17 protein-coding genes are annotated in these 16,808 nt (G+C 74.7%); 13 read left to right on the top strand and 4 right to left on the bottom strand.

Translation table 11 applies throughout. The features are described 5' to 3' along the window. The first annotated feature begins 17 nt into the window (after nt 1-17). Nucleotides 18-467, top strand: coding sequence for a MerR family transcriptional regulator (locus ASF50_RS12685; protein ID WP_200920136.1), 450 nt, complete (start codon nt 18-20; stop codon nt 465-467). Nucleotides 468-566: 99 nt separating this feature from the next. On the opposite strand, the gene ASF50_RS19915 is transcribed toward ASF50_RS12685, so the two are convergent. Then, on the bottom strand, nt 567-1,280 hold the full coding sequence (locus ASF50_RS19915) for a PepSY domain-containing protein (RefSeq protein WP_156718263.1): 714 nt from the start codon (nt 1,278-1,280) through the stop codon (nt 567-569). A 464-nt stretch (nt 1,281-1,744) separates the two neighbouring features. Between ASF50_RS19915 and ileS the strand changes: the two genes are divergently transcribed. Beyond that, nucleotides 1,745-5,062: an isoleucine--tRNA ligase gene (gene ileS / locus ASF50_RS12675; protein ID WP_056904666.1), complete on the top strand. Its 3,318-nt coding sequence runs from the start codon at nt 1,745-1,747 to the stop codon at nt 5,060-5,062. A gap of 64 nt (nt 5,063-5,126) precedes the next feature. Then, nucleotides 5,127-5,795: a VOC family protein gene (locus ASF50_RS12670; protein WP_056862281.1), complete on the top strand. Its 669-nt coding sequence runs from the start codon at nt 5,127-5,129 to the stop codon at nt 5,793-5,795. A gap of 10 nt (nt 5,796-5,805) precedes the next feature. Here ASF50_RS12670 and ASF50_RS12665 read toward each other — a convergent pair whose 3' ends face one another. Beyond that, nucleotides 5,806-6,621, bottom strand: a complete 816-nt coding sequence (locus ASF50_RS12665; protein ID WP_082499895.1) for a TetR/AcrR family transcriptional regulator C-terminal domain-containing protein — start codon at nt 6,619-6,621, stop codon at nt 5,806-5,808. A gap of 179 nt (nt 6,622-6,800) precedes the next feature. Continuing rightward, a complete protein-coding gene (locus tag ASF50_RS12660) occupies nt 6,801-7,430 on the bottom strand; it encodes a hypothetical protein (RefSeq protein WP_056904665.1) in 630 nt (209 codons plus the stop codon). A 149-nt stretch (nt 7,431-7,579) separates the two neighbouring features. Between ASF50_RS12660 and ASF50_RS18525 the strand changes: the two genes are divergently transcribed. From ASF50_RS18525 to ASF50_RS12635, 7 genes are all read left to right on the top strand, one after another. Next, nucleotides 7,580-7,753 (top strand): CsbD family protein, encoded by a 174-nt coding sequence (locus ASF50_RS18525; protein WP_082503152.1) that lies wholly within the window; start codon nt 7,580-7,582, stop codon nt 7,751-7,753. A gap of 288 nt (nt 7,754-8,041) precedes the next feature. Further along, nucleotides 8,042-9,154, top strand: a complete 1,113-nt coding sequence (gene dapE / locus ASF50_RS12655) for a succinyl-diaminopimelate desuccinylase (protein WP_056904664.1) — start codon at nt 8,042-8,044, stop codon at nt 9,152-9,154. After that, complete coding sequence (locus tag ASF50_RS12650) at nt 9,151-9,882, top strand: TIGR00730 family Rossman fold protein (RefSeq protein WP_056862284.1); 732 nt, start codon at nt 9,151-9,153, stop codon at nt 9,880-9,882. The genes dapE and ASF50_RS12650 overlap by 4 nt, the downstream gene beginning before the upstream one ends. Further along, nucleotides 9,882-10,274: a DivIVA domain-containing protein gene (locus ASF50_RS18520; RefSeq protein ID WP_082503151.1), complete on the top strand. Its 393-nt coding sequence runs from the start codon at nt 9,882-9,884 to the stop codon at nt 10,272-10,274. The genes ASF50_RS12650 and ASF50_RS18520 overlap by 1 nt, the downstream gene beginning before the upstream one ends. A 15-nt stretch (nt 10,275-10,289) precedes the next feature. Then, nucleotides 10,290-10,712 (top strand): hypothetical protein, encoded by a 423-nt coding sequence (locus ASF50_RS12640; RefSeq protein WP_056904663.1) that lies wholly within the window; start codon nt 10,290-10,292, stop codon nt 10,710-10,712. A 231-nt stretch (nt 10,713-10,943) separates the two neighbouring features. Further along, on the top strand, nt 10,944-11,111 hold the full coding sequence (locus tag ASF50_RS18515; protein WP_082499897.1) for a DUF3117 domain-containing protein: 168 nt from the start codon (nt 10,944-10,946) through the stop codon (nt 11,109-11,111). A 7-nt stretch (nt 11,112-11,118) separates the two neighbouring features. Next, nucleotides 11,119-12,723: a leucyl aminopeptidase family protein gene (locus ASF50_RS12635; RefSeq protein ID WP_056904662.1), complete on the top strand. Its 1,605-nt coding sequence runs from the start codon at nt 11,119-11,121 to the stop codon at nt 12,721-12,723. A gap of 176 nt (nt 12,724-12,899) precedes the next feature. Here ASF50_RS12635 and ASF50_RS12630 read toward each other — a convergent pair whose 3' ends face one another. Next, nucleotides 12,900-13,541, bottom strand: coding sequence for an O-methyltransferase (locus ASF50_RS12630; protein ID WP_406603384.1), 642 nt, complete (start codon nt 13,539-13,541; stop codon nt 12,900-12,902). A 413-nt stretch (nt 13,542-13,954) separates the two neighbouring features. Here ASF50_RS12630 and sigE point away from each other — a divergent pair, with 413 nt between their 5' ends. The 3 genes from sigE (at nt 13,955) to ASF50_RS12615 (ending at nt 16,799) form a co-directional block, all read left to right on the top strand. Beyond that, complete coding sequence (sigE, locus tag ASF50_RS12625) at nt 13,955-14,590, top strand: RNA polymerase sigma factor SigE (RefSeq protein ID WP_056862877.1); 636 nt, start codon at nt 13,955-13,957, stop codon at nt 14,588-14,590. Continuing rightward, a complete protein-coding gene (locus tag ASF50_RS12620; protein WP_056904661.1) occupies nt 14,587-15,195 on the top strand; it encodes a zf-HC2 domain-containing protein in 609 nt (202 codons plus the stop codon). The genes sigE and ASF50_RS12620 overlap by 4 nt, the downstream gene beginning before the upstream one ends. A 194-nt stretch (nt 15,196-15,389) precedes the next feature. Continuing rightward, nucleotides 15,390-16,799 (top strand): S1C family serine protease, encoded by a 1,410-nt coding sequence (locus ASF50_RS12615; RefSeq protein ID WP_056904660.1) that lies wholly within the window; start codon nt 15,390-15,392, stop codon nt 16,797-16,799. Nucleotides 16,800-16,808: the final 9 nt, after the last annotated feature.

Here is a 16,808-nt window from a genome sequence, read left to right as displayed (position 1 = left end):
CGACCGAGGAGACCCAGGTGAGCGAGGAGACCGCCGGCCCCGCGGCCGACCCGTCCGACCCGATCCCGGAGGCGCGCGCCATGCACATCGGTGAGGTCGCCACCCGCACCGACCTGTCGCTGCGCAGCCTGCGCCACTGGGACGAGGTGGGCCTGCTGCGTCCCTCCGGTCGCACCGACGGCGGCTTCCGGCTCTACACCGAGCGCGACGTCGAGCGGATCCTGCTCATCCGCCGCATGAAGCCGCTCGGCTTCAGCCTCGAGGAGATGGGCGCCGCCCTGGCCGACCTCGACCTCCTCGCCGAGGAGGGCCCCGGTCCCGACACCGGCCCCGGCGCCCCGGGAGCCGCAGCCCGTGAGCGGCTCGCCGCCGTGCAGGCCGAGGCGGCCGCCCGCCGCGAGAAGCTCGTGCGGCAGCTCGCCATGGCCGACGAGTTCCTCGACCTCCTCGGCCGCCACCTCCCCTGACCACCCACCCCGCCGGGGCCGGACGACGAAGGACCGGGCCCGTCACGCAGCGACGGGCCCGGTCCGGCCGGGGGGCGCCTGGAGGGCGCGGGGGTGCGGTCAGTCGTCGTCGTTGTCGGTCTCGGTGCCGCTGACGTCGCCGGAGACGGCGTCGATGCGCACGGTCTGCTCGGTGGTGCCGTCCTGCACCTGGACCTCCCACTCGGCCGCGCCGTTCTCCAGGTCGAGGTCGACGTCCTCGACCACGCCGCCGGCGACCTCGCCGCGCGCGGCCTCGACGGCCTGGCGGTAGTCGACCTGCACGTCGTTCAGCAGCTGCTGGCGCTCGGCGAGGTCGTCTTGGTCGTCGGCGTCGTCCTGGTCCACGTCGGGGCCGCGCTCGACCGAGGAGCCGTCGGCGGAGACGACCACGTCGTTCTCGACGCCCTGACCGTCGACGACGGTGATCTCCCAGCCGCCGGTGTCGTCGCGGTCGATGGAGAAGAGCGTGCTGCCCTGCACCGAGCCGACGGCGGTCGCCGCGGCGGCGAGGAGCGCGCGCTCGTCGCCGGAGCCGCCGGCCGAGCCGCCGGTCGAGGCGTCGTCGGAGGCGTCGTCGGAGGAGCCGGTCGACGGCGAGGCCGAGGCGGTCTCGGTGACGGTGGCGGTGGGCGCCGGGGCGGTGACGTCGTCGTTGTCGTCGTCGGAGTCGCCGCAGGCGGCGAGGCCGAGGGCCAGCGGGACGACGGCCGCGACGGCGAGGCTGCGGCGCAGGCGACGCCCGGGGGTGCGGCCGGTGGGGAGGGCGGTCGTGGTGCGGACGGTCTTCGTCATGGTCGTCTCCTGGATCGGGGTGGTCTTCCTCGAGGTCTCCTCGAGCACAGGCACCACTCTGCGTCGGTGCGCACCAACGCGGCTCCAAGGGAAGGTCAAGGCGACGCTAAGACGCGCGCCGGCCCCTCGCCGGACCACCGCGGGAGCCGAGCGGTGCGACGTACGACGGGGAACCGGTTGGCCGCGGACGGGCCCGGCTGGCTACCCTGGGAGCACAGGCGCTCGAGCCGTCATCAGCGGCGAGCCTCCGGAAGAACGGGTCGCGCGGTCCCCGACCGCGCGACCTCACTAGACCCGGACGGGTAGGCCCGTCACAGCCCGCAACGAGCGGCCCCGCCCGACGCACGCGCCCAACGGCGCGCACGGCGCGGCAGGGCAAGCGAGGTGGTACCGCGGTCCCCGTCAGGGAGTCGTCCTCGTGGTGAGGCAGCCCACGACCCGACGCACCGCAGGAGATGACCCCGATGACCTATCCCCAGGTCTCCACGGCCGGCCAGGCCGCCGTCCCGTCCGCGCCGCGCTTCCCCGAGATCGAGGAGAAGGTGCTGGCCTACTGGGCCGCCGACGGCACCTTCCAGGCCTCGGTGGAGCAGCGCAGCGCCGGCGACGACGGCTCGGGAGAGTTCGTCTTCTACGACGGCCCGCCCTTCGCCAACGGGCTGCCGCACTACGGCCACCTGCTCACCGGCTACGTCAAGGACCTCGTGCCGCGCTACCAGACGATGCGCGGCAAGCGCGTCGAGCGCCGCTTCGGCTGGGACACCCACGGCCTGCCCGCCGAGCTCGAGGCGATGCGGCTCAACGGCATCAAGACCACCGACGAGATCGTCGAGATGGGCATCGACAGGTTCAACGACGCGTGTCGCGAGTCGGTGATGAAGTACACCGGCGAGTGGCGCGACTACGTCACCCGCCAGGCGCGCTGGGTCGACTTCGACCACGACTACCGCACGATGAACCCCGACTACATGGAGTCGGTGATCTGGGCCTTCAAGAGCCTGCACGACAAGGGCCTGGTCTACGAGGGCTTCCGGGTGCTGCCCTACTGCTGGAACGACGAGACGCCGCTGTCGAACCACGAGCTGCGCATGGACGACGACGTCTACCAGAACCGCCAGGACCCCGCGGTCACCGTCGGCTACACCCTCCACGCCCGCGACGGCGTCGAGGGCGACGCCGAGCTCGACGGCGCGAAGGTGCTCATCTGGACCACCACCCCGTGGACCCTGCCCTCCAACCTCGCCGTCATGGTCGGCTCCGACATCGACTACGTCGTCGTCGAGGCGCCCGTGCCCGGCACCGAGGCGACCGCGCGCTACCTGCTGGCCGAGGCCCGCCTGGGCGCCTACGCCCGCGAGCTCGGCGACGAGCCGGTCGTGCTCGCCCGCCGCCGGGGCGCCGACCTGGTCGGCCTCACCTACACCCCGCCCTTCTCCTACTACGCCGACCACGCCCGCGCCTTCCGCGTCGTGGCCGCCGACGACGCCGTCACGACCACCGACGGCACCGGCGTCGTCCACACCGCCGGCGCCTTCGGCGAGGTCGACAAGGAGGTCACCGACCGCGAGGGCATCGAGGCGGTCATGCCCGTGGGCAAGGACGGTCGCTTCACCGCGCCGGTGGCCGAGTACGCCGGCATGCAGGTCTTCGACGCCAACCCCCACGTCATCGACCACCTGCGCGCGGCCACCCGCGGCGCCACCGGCGAGGAGGCCGGCGCGGTCACCGCCGGCACCGTCCTGCTGCGCCGCGAGACCTACGACCACTCCTACCCCCACTGCTGGCGCTGCCGCGAGCCGCTGATCTACAAGGGCGTCTCGTCGTGGTTCGTCGAGGTCACCGCGATCAAGGAGCGGATGCTGGAGCTCAACCAGCAGATCCGCTGGGTGCCCGAGCACATCCAGGACGGCCAGTTCGGCCGGTGGCTGGAGAACGCCCGCGACTGGTCGATCACCCGCAACCGCTTCTGGGGCTCCCCGGTGCCGGTGTGGAAGAGCGACGACCCGGCCTACCCCCGCCTCGACGTCTACGGCTCCTTCGCCGAGCTCGAGCGCGACTTCGGCGACCTGCCCCGCAACGCCGACGGCGAGCGCGACCTGCACCGCCCGTGGGTCGACGAGCTGACCCGTCCCAACCCCGACGACCCGCGCCCCGAGGGCGAGCGCTCCACCATGCGCCGCGTCACCGACGTGCTCGACGTGTGGTTCGACTCGGGCTCGATGTCCTACGCCCAGGTGCACTACCCCTTCGAGAACGCCGACTGGTTCGACGGCACCGCCGCGGCCAAGGGCCACTTCCCGGGCGACTTCATCGTGGAGTACATCGGCCAGACCCGCGGCTGGTTCTACACCCTCCACGTCCTGGCCACCGCGCTCTTCGACAAGCCCGCCTTCTCGGCCTGCGTGAGCCACGGCATCGTCCTGGGCTCCGACGGCAACAAGATGAGCAAGTCGCTGCGCAACTACCCCGACGTGCGCGAGGTCTTCGACCGCGACGGCGCCGACGCGATGCGCTGGTTCCTCATGTCCAGCCCGATCCTGCGCGGCGGCAACCTCGTGGTCACCGAGCAGGGCATCCGCGACTCGGTGCGCCAGGTGATGATGCCGCTGTGGAACAGCTGGTACTTCTTCCAGCTCTACGCCAACGCCGCCGGCGAGGGCGGCTACACCGCGCAGCGCTCCACCGCCTCCAGCGACCCGCTCGACCGCTACCTGCTGGCCAAGACCCGCCAGTACGTCGAGCAGATGACCGACGCCCTCGACGACTACGCCGTCGCCGAGGCCTGTGACGTCACGCGCTCCTTCCTCGACGTGCTGACCAACTGGTACATCCGCCGCTCCCGCGAGCGCTTCTGGCAGGGCGACGCGGCGGCCTTCGACACCCTCCACACCGTGCTCGAGGTCGTCTGCCGCACGACCGCCCCGCTGCTCCCGCTCACCACCGAGGAGATCTGGCGCGGCTTGACCGGTGGCCGCTCGGTGCACCTCACCGACTGGCCGACGCCCGAGGAGCTGCCCGGCGACGACGCGCTGGTCGCGGCGATGGACCAGGTGCGCGACGCCTGCTCGGCCACCTCCGCGCTGCGCAAGGCCGGCCAGCTGCGCAACCGGCTGCCGCTGCCGGCCCTCACCGTGGTCGTGGCCGACCCCGCGCTGCTCGCCGGCTTCGAGTCGATCCTCGCCGACGAGGTCAACGTCAAGACCGTGCGGCTGCTGGGCGCCGATGCGCCCGAGGCGGCGTCGTACGGCGTGTCGCAGCGGCTCACCGTCAACGCGCGCGCCGCCGGGCCCCGGCTCGGGCGCGAGGTGCAGGTCGCGATCAAGGGCTCGAAGTCGGGCGACTGGTCGGTGGCCGAGGACGGCACCGTCACCGCGGGCGGTCTCGCGCTGGTCGAGGGGGAGTACACCCTCGAGACCGTCGCCGGCGCCGCCGACGACACCACCGCGGTCGGCCTGCTGCCCCGCGGCGGCGGCTTCGTGGTGCTCGACACCGCCGTCACCCCCGAGCTCGCGGCCGAGGGCCTGGCGCGCGACCTGGTGCGCGCGGTGCAGCAGGCCCGCCGCGACGCCGGCCTCGACGTCTCCGACCGGATCGCGCTGACCCTCACCGGCGGCCCGGCCGTGCGCGGGGCCGCCGCCACCCACGAGGCCCTCATCGCGGGGGAGACCCTGGCCACGTCGTTCTCGGTGGTCGACCCCGACCAGGGCGGCACGCCCACCGGGGCCACCGAGGTGGTGGTCGGCGACGGCGAGAAGGCCGGCGTGCACGTCGCCCGCGCCTGAGCCCGGCCGGGGCCCCACGGGCCGGTGACCCCGGCCCGTGGCCGGCCCGTGGCAGGGTGGGCCCATGGTGCTGGCGACGTGGAAGGACCTGTGCCTCGACGCGGTCGACGTGGAGGCGCAGTCGCGCTTCTGGGCGGCGGTGACGGGCCTGGAGGAGCGCGACGACCCCACGCACCGCCACCTGGTCGGCCCCACGCCGCGCCACACGATCTGGGTCAACGCCGTCGACCGGCCCCACGTGACGAAGAACCGGCTGCACCTCGACGTCGACTCCGGCCCCGTCGAGGAGCTCGTGGCCCTGGGCGCGCGCGTGCTCTCGCGGCCCGCCGCCACCGGCTTCGGGTGGCACGTGATGGCCGACCCCGAGGGCAACGAGTTCTGCGCCTTCGAGCGCGACGACCCGCCGGCGGTGCGCCTGCACGGCGTCGGGGTCGACTGCGTCGACCCGGGCCGCGTGGCCCGCTGGTGGGCGGACGTCCTCGGGGCCGAGGCCGTGCACGACGAGGGCGGCTGGTGGACCGTGGCCGGCGTGGCCGCCGACGAGCGGATGACGCTGGACTTCAACGCGGTGCCCGAGCCCCGCACGGTGCCGCACCGGGTGCACTGGGACGTCACCGGCGACGTCGAGGCCCTGCTCGCCGCGGGCGCGCACCGGCTGTGGGAGACCGAGCGCTGGTCGGTGCTCGGCGACCCCGAGGGCAACGAGTTCTGCGTGTTCGCCCCCGAGGGCTGACCGGGACCGGTCAGTCGTCGGCGAGCTCGACCTTGGTGGCCGCGATCCGCTCGAGCAGCTGCTCGAGGGCCTCCTCGAACTCGGTGGCCGAGTGGTCCTGGGCCAGGTCGGCGCGCAGCCGCGCCACCGTCGGGTGCTGCCGCAGCGCCTCGTTGTCCTCCTCGCCGTCGTCGACGACGTCGAGGGGGCCGATGTCGGCGCCGTGGGAGGCGACCTCGAGCAGCAGGTTGCCCAGCAGGAAGCTGGTGAACGAGCGGTAGGCCGCCACCGCGGCCGCGTCGCTGAAGCCCTCGGAGGTCAGCCCGGCCAGGAACGACTCCACCCAGTCCAGGCTGCGCAGCGGCGGGCGCAGCCACGGCGCCTCCGGCGGGCGCGAGGCCACGAGCGGGAAGGCCTGGATGTGGGCGAGCGCCACGCGCCGCACCCCGTGGGCCATGCGCTGGAGGAAGTCCTGCCAGCCGTTGTCGGGGGTGCTGAGCACCTCGGGATCGGCGTACATGCCGGAGATGAGCGACTCGACGACGGCGTCGAGCAGGTCCTCCTTGCCCGGCACGTAGCGGTAGAGCGACATCGCCTCGACGCCCAGGCGCTTGCCCAGACGGCGCATCGAGAGTCCGCCGGGACCGACCTCCTCGAGGAAGACCAGCGCCTCGGAGACGATCCGGTCGCGGTCGAGCGGCACACGGGCCGAGGGGGGTGCGCCGCCGGCCACGATGGCCGCGTCGGCGTCGGGCAGCGGGGGCTCCTGGCCGTCGCCGGGGGCAGGGCCGACCGCGGCCGCGTCGGTGACGGGCCGGTCGTGGTCGGGGTGCTCGGCGGACGACATGGGGGTGCTCCTCGGCTGGGGGTTCCACGGTAGCGACGACCGCGGTGACGCCGTCGTCCGGGCCGACCCTCCGGCACGTGGCGACGTGCGAGGGAGGGTGGACCCGGACGACGGGGTGGAGCACGCGACCGGGGGGAGTCGCGGTGGTGGTGCGGGGGGGGGGCTGGGGTCGGCTGGGGTCAGCGACCGAGGCCGGCGCGGTCGACCTTGCGGTGGAAGTGCATGCCGGCCAGGCCGCCGAGCAGGGCGCCGACCAGGCTGACGACGACGACGCCGACGAGCACGGCGATGGCCTGCAGGGTGAGGTCGCCCGCGTCGACCGGGATGCGCGGGAAGGAGTTGATGTCGCCCAGCACGTCGTACTGCGAGCCGGCGACGGCGCCGAGGATCGCCACGACGATCGCGGCCACGACGGCCCAGGCCCACACGGCGAAGCCCTGCTTCATGCCGTCGAAGCGCGCCATGCGGCCGGCGACGTAGCCACCGGAGTAGTAGGAGAGGAAGACGACGACCAGCACCAGGATGACGCCGGCCCAGCCGATCTCCTCGGCCTGGAGGCCGTTGCCGGTCGCCGCGTCGGCGACCTCGGAGGCGCTGGAGACCAGGCCCACGCCGGCGCCGGCGGCGGCGACGAGGGCGGTCAGCAGCACGGCCATGCCGGTGGCGGTGAGCCAGCCGAAGAAGGCGACGAAGGGCTTGATGCCCCCGAAGCGCTCGCGCTCGCGGTCGACGACGTCGCGGCGCGACTCGGTCGGGATCGCGTCGTGGTTGTGATCGTGTCCGGACCCGAGGGGTGAGGTGGCGGTCATGGCGTCCTGCTTTCGTCGAAGTGGTGACCGGGCCGCCCGTTTGACCGGGGGGCTACGGTGAAACTGACTTACGACGTAAGTCAACCGGAGCGGCCGCCGCGGCTGCTCACCCCGAAGGCCCGACCTGGGCCACAGACGAAGGAGTAGCCATGGGTATCGCCGACAAGGCCAAGAACGCCGCTCAGGACGCCGCCGGCAAGGTCAAGGAGGCCGTGGGCGACGTCACCAACAACGAGAAGCTCGAGGCCGAGGGCAAGAAGGACCAGGCCGCGGCCTCTGCCAAGAAGACCGGCGAGGGTGTCAAGGACGCCTTCAAGGGCTGACGTGGGCAAGCCCAAGCGCACGATCTTCCAGCTGCTCGGCTGGCTGGTCTGGAAGCTGCTGGCCCTCTTCGGGGTCAAGTTCGCCAAGGACAAGCTCAAGCAGGGCGAGCGCCGTCGCTGAGGTCCCCGAGACCACCGCGACCGAGCGCCGCTCGCGCGCAGCCACCACGACCCCCGACGGCCGTCGGGGGTCGTGGTGCGTCCGGACACCGCCCGGTCGCCCGGCGTACGCCGGGGCGTCGCGCGCCGCCGGGGCCCGGCGCGCGCCCCGGCTGGTTGACTAGCGCCATGCCGCAGACGCCCGTGACGACCCCCGTGCTCGACCTGACCGCCGACGCGGTCACCCTCACCCGCCAGCTGTGCGACATCGAGTCGGTCAGCCTGGGGGAGCGCGACATCGCCGACGCGGTGGAGGAGGCGCTGCGCGCCCTGCCCCACCTGGAGGTGGTGCGCCGCGGTCACACGGTGGTGGCGCGCACCGACCTGGGCCTGGGCGACCGCGTCGTGATCGCGGGCCACCTCGACACCGTGCCGGTCAACGACAACATGCCCAGCCGTCTCGACGAGGCCACAGGCCTGCTGCACGGCCTCGGCACCTGCGACATGAAGGGCGGCGACGCCGTCATCCTGCGCCTGGCCGCCACCGTGACCGCGCCGGTGCGCGACGTGACCTACGTGCTCTACGAGGCCGAGGAGATCGACGCCGAGTTCAACGGCCTCCACAAGCTCTCCCAGTCGGACCCCGAGCTGATGACCGGCGACTTCGCGATCCTCATGGAGCCCTCCGACGCCGTGGTCGAGGCCGGCTGCCAGGGCACGCTGCGCGTCGAGGTCCGCACCCGCGGGGAGCGCGCCCACTCCGCGCGCAGCTGGAAGGGCGTCAACGCCATCCACGGCGCCGCCGACGTGCTGGCCCGGCTCGCCGGCTACGAGGCGCGGCGCCCGGTCATCGACGGGCTGGAGTACCACGAGGGGCTCAACGCGGTCTTCATCCGCGGCGGGGTCGCGGGCAACGTGCTGCCCGACGAGTGCGTCGTCGAGGTCAACTTCCGCTTCGCGCCCGACCGCTCCGAGGCCGAGGCCGAGGCCTTCGTGCGCGACTTCTTCGACGGCTACGACGTCACCCTCACCGACACCGCCCCCGGCGCGCTGCCCGGGCTCGACCAGCCCGCCGCCAAGGCCTTCCTCGAGGCCGTCGGCGGCGTGGCCAACCCCAAGTTCGGCTGGACCGACGTCGCCCGCTTCAGCGCCCTGGGCGTGCCGGCGGTCAACTACGGACCCGGCGACCCGCTCCTGGCCCACAAGCAGGAGGAGCACGTGCCGGTCGAGCAGGTGCTGCGCTGCGAGCGACAGCTCGCCGCCTGGCTGCGCGGGGAGCAGGGCGGGGAGCAGGGCGCGTGAGGCACAAGTTCAAGGGTCCGGTCATCCAGCGCCGCGACCAGGTCGACGGCTCCACCACCGACCAGCGCCTGCTCGACTCCCGCGGGCCCTCCGACTGGGTCCACACCGACCCGTGGCGGGTGCTGCGCATCCAGGCGGAGTTCGTGGAGGGCTTCGGGGCGCTGGCCGAGCTCGGCCCGGCGATCGGCGTCTTCGGCTCCGCCCGCACCCCGCTCGACCACCCCTCCTACGCCCAGGGCGAGGAGCTCGGCCGTCGCCTGGTCGACGCGGGCTTCGCCGTGATGACCGGCGGCGGGCCCGGCGCCATGGAGGCCGCCAACAAGGGCGCCAGCGAGGCCGGCGGCCTCAGCGTCGGGCTCGGCATCGAGCTGCCCTTCGAGTCCGGCCTCAACGAGTGGGTCGACATCGGGGTCAACTTCCGCTACTTCTTCGCCCGCAAGACGATGTTCGTCAAGTACGCCCAGGGCTTCGTCGTCCTGCCCGGCGGCCTCGGCACCCTCGACGAGCTCTTCGAGGCCCTCACGCTCGTGCAGACCCAGAAGGTCACCCGCTTCCCCGTCGTGCTGCTCGGTGTCGACTACTGGTCGGGGCTGCTGGCCTGGCTGCGCGACACCGTGCTCGCCGACGGCAAGATCTCCGCCGCCGACCTCGACATGATGGTGCTCACCGACGACCTCGACGAGGCCGTCGACCTCATGGTGCGTGCCCGAGAGGAGCGTGCGTCGTGATGTGGTTCCTCGCCGTCCTCGGCGTGCTCCTCCTGGGCGGGATCGCCGTGGTCGCCTCGGGCCGCGGCACCCCGCTCGCCCCGGCCTACGACGACCGGCCCGACGCCCTCGTGCCCGCGGCCGGACCGCTGCGCCCCGACGACCTGCGACGCGTGCGCTTCTCCCTGGCCCTGCGCGGCTACCGCATGGACGAGGTCGACGCCCTGCTCGCCCGGCTCGCCGACCAGCTCGCCGACCAGCACGACGGGGCCGGTGGGACCGGTGGGACCGCCGCGGGTGCGGTCGCTGCCGCGGAGGGACCGGGCCCCGCCGACGGCGACGCTGCTGCGCCGTACGACGGCGGTGGCCACGACCGGGCCGCGAACGGTCGTGGCGACGCCCCACAGCCGTAGGGCACACTCTCCCGCGTGCTCGAACCGGCCGTCTACGTCCTGACCGCCCTCGCGGCGCTCGTCGTCGTGCTGACCAGGCTGCGGCTCGGAGGGGCCGCAGGAGGGGGCGGGCGCCACGTCGTGCCGCGCCGGCTGCTCACGGTGCACCTGCTCGCCGGGGTCCTCGCGCTGGTCGTCTGGACGGTCTTCCTGGTGTCGCCCGACGACTCCGCGCCCGGCAGCGCGCTGGTCGGGGTGGTCGGGCTCGGCTTCTGGTGGGTCGTGGCCGGCGCCGGGCTGCTGCTGCTGGCCCGCTGGCTGCCGAGCAAGGGGCGCCACGCGGGGGACGGCGCCTCCGACGCGTGGGCAGGAGGGCCGTGGCTCTCCCTGCTGGCCCACCTCGGCATGGCCGCGGGGGTCGTGGTGTTCACCTACGCCTACGTCAGCTCCGCGGTCTGAGGCCGCCCCCGGCGGGCGTCGGGGGGAGGACCGGGTCGCCGCGCGGAGGCCCGCGCGGCGGCGCACGAGGACGGTCGCGAGCCGCGTCCGCGAGCGCGCGGCCGTGACCAACCACGAGGCGGTGCTCCCGGTCGGAGGGTCCATGGGGGATAATGGTCACGCACGACCGGGACGCACCCGCGACCCCGGCGCGCACACCTGAGTTCACGACATGTGGGGAAGAGGTGCCGGATGGCGGCGATGAAGCCGCGGACGGGCGACGGTCCGCTGGAGGTCACCAAGGAAGGACGCGGCATCGTCATGCGCGTCCCGCTCGAGGGTGGTGGCCGACTGGTGGTCGAGCTCAACGCCGAGGAGGCCGGGAATCTCGGCGACGCCCTCAAGGACGTCGTCGGCTGATCGGCTGATGCCCCCCACGACGGCTCCGACAGCGGGTCACACCCTCCCCACCCAGGTCACCCCGCCGGGGTTCGCGCTCAGCGACCTCGGCCCCCACGCGATCCTCGGCGTCGACGTGGTCGCCCTCCCGGTCCTGCAGACCGACGAGGACGACCGCGACGCCGGCGAGCGCCGTGCGGACGACCCCGGGCCCCGGCTGCTGCTGGGCCCGGGCGCCGAGGAGCTCTCCGAGCTGCTCGGCGTCGACCTGATCGCCCTGCTGGAGGCCGAGAAGGCCACCGGCAGGGCAGGAGAGATCACCCGTCTGCCGGTGCCGCTGGGGGGCCCCGACAACGCCGAGCTCCGCTCGGTCCTGCTCGTCGGCACCGGCAGGCAGAGCCCCACCGACCTGCGCCGCGCCGGCGCGGCGCTCGCCCGGGCGACCAAGGGTCGCTCGGCCGTGGCCACCTCCGTGCCGGCCGTCGCCGACTCCGCGGGCCTCGAGGCCTTCGTGGTCGGCCTGATGCTGGGCTCCTTCGTCTTCCACTGGAAGTCCGAGCCGCCCGCGCAGGGCCCCGTCGAGAGGGTGGTCCTCACCGACCTGCCCGACTCCGAGGCCCACGTGCTCGCCCGCGCCATCGCCGTCGGTGGCGCCGGGTGGCGCGCCCGGCTGCTGGCCACCGTGCCCTCCAACCTCAAGAGCCCCGCCTGGCTCGCCGACCAGGCCGTCGCCGCGGCCGAGGAGGCCGGGCTCGCCGTACGCGTCTGGGACGAGCGCGAGCTCGTCGCCGAGGGCTTCGGCGGCATCGTCGGCGTCGGTCAGGCCTCGGCCACGCCGCCGCGGCTGATCCGGCTCGACTACACCCCCGACGGCGCGTCGCGCCGCACCCCGACCGTGGTGCTCGTCGGCAAGGGCATCACCTTCGACACCGGTGGCCTCTCGATCAAGCCCGGCGAGGCCATGACGACGATGAAGCGCGACATGACCGGCGGCGCGGTCGTGATCGCCACCATGGCCGCGCTCGGCGCCGTCGGCTGCCCGGTCAGGGTGGTCGGCCTCGTGCCCGCCGCCGAGAACGCCGTCTCCGGCGACTCCGTGCGACCCGGCGACGTGCTGCGTCACTGGGGCGGACGCACCTCCGAGGTCACCAACACCGACGCCGAGGGCCGCCTGGTCATGGCCGACGCCCTCGCCTACGCCGCCGCCGAGATCGAGCCCGCCGCCATGGTCGACGTCGCCACCCTCACCGGGGCGATGAAGGTCGCGCTCGGGCAGCGCACGGGCGGCTACTTCGCCAACGACGACGCCCTGGCCGGTGCGCTCGAGGACGCCGCCGAGTCGGCGGGCGAGCCCTTCTGGCGCTTCCCGCTCGCCGAGGTCTACGAGGAGAAGATCGCCTCCAAGGTCGCCGACGCCGACAACGCGGGCGGGGGCCCGGGCGCCATCACCGCCGCGCTCTTCCTCCAGCACTTCGTCGGCGACGTGCCGTGGGCCCACCTCGACATCGCCTCCGCCGGTGACGCCCCCTCCGACTTCCACGAGTGGACCGCCGGCCCCACCGGCTTCGGTGCCCGCACCCTGCTGGCCTGGCTGGGCGGCGACGACCCGCTCGCCGGGGTGCGCGGGGCCTGAGGCCCGCCCGGGGGCTGCACGCCCCCGGCGACCGGCGGCGCTGGTGCGTGCGGTCGGGCCCGTCGCGGGCTCCGACCGGCGCGGGACCGGCGCGCGGGCCCGGGGTGCGCGCGGGCCCGCCCGGCCCGCGGGGTCGGGGGCGCGGGCGGTCGGGCGCCAGCGGCGTCCGGGGTCGGTCAGACCGCGGCGGGGTCCCAGACCTTCTTGGCGCACAGCAGGCCGTCGCCGACCGGCAGCAGCACCGAGAGCAGCCCCTCGTGGGCGGCGATCTCGCGGCCCAGCTCGCGGATGGCGACGGTCTCGGAGTCGCGCTGGGCGGGATCGGCGACCTTGTCGTGCCACAGGGCGTTGTCGAAGGCCACCACGCCGCCGGGGCGCAGCAGGCGGAGGGCCTCGGCGAGGTAGGCGGAGTACTCCGACTTGTCGCCGTCGCAGAAGACGAGGTCGTAGTGGCCGTCGGTGAGGCGGGGGAGCACGTCGAGGGCGGAGCCGGAGATGGTGCGGGCCCGCTGGCTGGGGATGCCGGCCTCGGAGAAGCCCTGGCGCGCCAGGCGCTGGTGCTCGGCCTCGATGTCGACGGTGGTCAGCACACCGTCGGAGCGCATGCCCCGCAGCAGCCACAGGCCCGAGACGCCCGTGCCGGTGCCGATCTCGACGACCGCGCGCGCGTCGAGCACCGAGGCCAGGAAGCGCAGGGCCGCGCCGCCGCCGGGGCTGATGGCGACCACGCCGACCTCCTCGGCGCGGGCGCGCGCGGCGGAGACCACCTCGTCCTCGGCGACGTGGGCCTCGGCGTAGGACCAGCTCGCTGCGGTGATCGGGGTGGTGATGACGGCCTCCTGAGGGACGGTCCGGCGGGGCGGGTGCCCCGCGCGGCACGGTGGGGGTGCCCAACCTATCGCCTGCGGTGCGGGTGGTGCGACGCCCCGCGCGCGGGCCCGCCCCGGCCGGTCCCGCCGCCCGGCCCGCCGTACCCGCCGGCCCCGCCGCCCGCACCACCGGCACCACCCGTCACAGCTGTCGGCCCGGACCCGCACCTGTCGGCCCACGCGTCGGCCGACAGGTGCGGGTTTCGCCAGCCGGCTGGTGAAACCCGCGCCGGGAACGCCCAGCCCCCCGAGCGCGTTGAGCAGGGCGAGGCACGAAGCGCACCGGCTCACAGGATTTCCTCAGACAGGGTCCCTACGGTGTGGGGGAGGACGCGATGCTGCTCAGGTCGAAGGGGACCGCGATGGAGGCTCGACAGGTCGACGACACGGTCGTCGGGTCCGGCACGCCGCCGGAGGTGCCGAGCTGGGACGAGGTGGTCGAGCGCCACTCCGACCGCGTCTACCGCCTGGCCTACCGTCTCACCGGCAACCGCCACGACGCCGAGGACCTCACCCAGGAGGTCTTCGTGCGGGTCTTCCGCTCGCTGGACTCCTACACCCCCGGCACCTTCGAGGGCTGGCTGCACCGCATCACCACCAACCTCTTCCTAGACCAGGCGCGTCGCAAGCAGCGGATCCGCTTCGACGCCCTCTCCGACGAGCGGGCCGACCGGCTCACCAGCAGCTCCCCGGCTCCCGACGCGGCCTTCGCCGACCAGCAGTTCGACGACGACATCGAGCGGGCCCTGGCCACGCTGCCCCCCGACTTCCGCGCCGCGGTCGTGCTCTGCGACGTCGAGGGCCTGTCCTACGACGAGATCGCCCAGATCCTCGACGCCAAGCTCGGCACCGTGCGCTCCCGCATCCACCGCGGCCGCGCCATGCTCCGCACCGCCCTGTCCCACCGCGCCCCCTCGGCCGGCCGCCTGCGCTACTCCGGTCCGGCCGCCGACGCGCCGCCGGTCGCGGTGCAGGTCTCCGGCGGGGCGCAGCGGTGATCGGGCACCTCGGCCCCCGCGTCAGCGCCCTCCTCGACGGCCAGCTGTCGGGCGAGGAGGAGGAGCGCGCCTGGGCCCACGTGCACAGCTGCCACTCCTGCCGCGACCTCGTCGAGCGCGAGGGCTGGATCAAGACCCGGCTCTCGGGACTGTCCGGCGACCCGGCCGGCTCGGCGCCGTCGGCGCTCAAGGGCTCCATCCTCGGCGTCCCCCCGTACGCCGGGCCCGGGCCGGCCCCGTCGCTGGGCGCCATCGGCGCCGACCACGTCGCGGGTGGCGCCCCGCGCGGCTGGTCGCACCCGCCCGCCCGGTCGCGTCGCGCCCCGGCCGTCGTCGCGCTGGGAGGCGGCGCCCTCGGGGCGGCCGTGCTCGGGGTGCTGGCCCTGGGTGTCGCGCCGGCCACGGCGCCCACCGGCGACCGGCGTCCGCCGGCGGCCTCGATCGACCGGCCGGTCGACACCGCGTCCCCGTCGACCTCCTCGCCGCGCTCCGCCGACCCCGCGCCCGCCACCGTGGCCTCGATCGCCTCCGCCGGGCTCGGCCCCGTGGCCGGACCCGCCCTGGGCTGGTCGGTGGCCACCGCCGCCGACCCCGACCGGCGCTGAGCCGCAGCGAGCCCGACCCGCGCCGACCCCGACCGGCGCCGACCCGCACTGGCCCGCACCGACCCCGACCGACCCGGACCGGCGCCGAGCGGCACCGGCGCCGACCCCGACCGGCGCCGGCTCGCGCCCGGCCGCAGCGGTGGTCCACCCCTCCGGGCCTGCAGCGGTTGCGGGCCACCGGTCATGATGGTGCGGTGAACGACGAGCACCAGCACGGCCAGGCCGACGGCGAGCCCACGCAGCCGGTGGGTCCGCTGCCTCCTGCCGCGCACGACCCGGCGGGGTCCTGGCAGGCGCCGGCGCCCCACGAGGCTCCCGCCGACCGGTCGACCCCGCCCTCCTGGGTGCCCCCGCAGCAGCAGCCGGCGCCCTACCGCGAGCCGTGGGGCGGCTACCCCGCGCCCGGCACCACGCCCTTCCCCGTGGGGGGCTTCGCAGGCCGGCCGGCCCAGCCCGGCGGTCACCCGGGCCAGCCGCACGCGCGCCACGCGACGACCAAGGGACGCGTGAGCGGCTGGGTGTGGCCCGTGGTCGCCGTGCTCGCGCTGGTGGTGGGCGTGCTCGGCGGCGTGGCCGGCAGCGTCGGCTACGAGAACCTGCGCTCCGACGACACCCCGGGCACCGTCGCCGACGGCCTCGCGGGCGTCGACACGGTCACCGAGGCCCCGCTGGCCGCCGAGGACGGCACGGTCGCGGCGGTCGCCGACGCCCTGCTGCCGAGCACGGTGCAGATCGTCGCGGAGTTCGAGGGCCAGGACGGCGGCGCCACCGGGTCGGGCTTCGTGCTCGACCGGCAGGGTCACATCGTCACCAACAACCACGTCGTGGCCGACGCCGCCGACGACGGCGGTCCGATCGAGATCGTCGACCAGGACGGCAACCGCTACGACGCCACCGTCGTGGGCCGCAGCCCCGTCTACGACCTGGCCGTCCTCGTCAGCGAGGAGGCCACCGGGCTCGAGCCCGCCTCGCTCGGGGCGTCCGGCAAGCTCCGCGTCGGCGAGACCGTCGTGGCCTTCGGCTCCCCGCTGGGCCTCAGCTCCACCGTGACCGCAGGCATCGTCAGCGCCCTGCAGCGCCCCGTGACGACCGGCCAGTCGGCCGACCAGTCCTCCTACATCAACGCCGTGCAGACCGACGCCGCCATCAACCCCGGCAACTCCGGCGGGCCGCTGGTCAACCTGCTCGGCCAGGTCGTCGGCGTCAACTCCGCCATCGCCACCACCGGCGGCGGGCTGGGCGGGGAGTCGGGCAACATCGGCGTCGGCTTCGCGATCCCCGTCGAGCAGGTGCGCATCACCGCCGACCAGATCCTGCGCACGGGCGAGGCCAGCTACCCCGTGATCGGTGCCGAGGTGCAGACCGGCGGGCAGGGCGGCGACGGTGCCGAGATCAGCCGGGTCGTGGCCGACGGCGCCGCGGCCGAGGCCGGCCTGGAGGAGGGCGACGTGGTCACCGCGGTCGACGGCGAGCGCGTCACCGACGGCATCGCCCTCATCGTCAGCATCCGCTCGAATCAGCCCGGCGAGACCATCGAGCTCACCGTGCAGCGCGGCGGCGAGGAGCGGCAGGTCGACGTCGTGCTGCGCTCCGAGGTCGGCTGACCCCGGAGG

The sequence above is a fragment of the Nocardioides sp. Leaf307 genome (genome assembly GCF_001423135.1).
Classification (GTDB): Bacteria; Actinomycetota; Actinomycetes; order Propionibacteriales; family Nocardioidaceae; genus Nocardioides; species Nocardioides kribbensis.
Note: the sequence above shows the minus strand (reverse complement) of the source record. Positions and strands in the feature narration are given on the sequence as shown.

Excerpts from the sequence above, each read along its gene's own strand:
- ileS (WP_056904666.1), top strand. The coding sequence starts at position 1,745 with ATGACCTATCCCCAGGTCTCCACGGCCGGCCAGGCCGCCGTCCCGTCC.
- ASF50_RS12660 (WP_056904665.1), bottom strand. The coding sequence starts at position 7,430 with ATGACCGCCACCTCACCCCTCGGGTCCGGACACGATCACAACCACGAC.
- ASF50_RS19915 (WP_156718263.1), bottom strand. The coding sequence starts at position 1,280 with ATGACGAAGACCGTCCGCACCACGACCGCCCTCCCCACCGGCCGCACC.
- ASF50_RS18520 (WP_082503151.1), top strand. The coding sequence starts at position 9,882 with ATGTGGTTCCTCGCCGTCCTCGGCGTGCTCCTCCTGGGCGGGATCGCC.
- ASF50_RS18515 (WP_082499897.1), top strand. The coding sequence starts at position 10,944 with ATGGCGGCGATGAAGCCGCGGACGGGCGACGGTCCGCTGGAGGTCACC.
- ASF50_RS12670 (WP_056862281.1), top strand. The coding sequence starts at position 5,127 with ATGGTGCTGGCGACGTGGAAGGACCTGTGCCTCGACGCGGTCGACGTG.
- ASF50_RS18525 (WP_082503152.1), top strand. The coding sequence starts at position 7,580 with ATGGGTATCGCCGACAAGGCCAAGAACGCCGCTCAGGACGCCGCCGGC.
- ASF50_RS12665 (WP_082499895.1), bottom strand. The coding sequence starts at position 6,621 with ATGTCGTCCGCCGAGCACCCCGACCACGACCGGCCCGTCACCGACGCG.
- ASF50_RS12635 (WP_056904662.1), top strand. The coding sequence starts at position 11,119 with ATGCCCCCCACGACGGCTCCGACAGCGGGTCACACCCTCCCCACCCAG.
- dapE (WP_056904664.1), top strand. The coding sequence starts at position 8,042 with ATGCCGCAGACGCCCGTGACGACCCCCGTGCTCGACCTGACCGCCGAC.
- sigE (WP_056862877.1), top strand. The coding sequence starts at position 13,955 with ATGGAGGCTCGACAGGTCGACGACACGGTCGTCGGGTCCGGCACGCCG.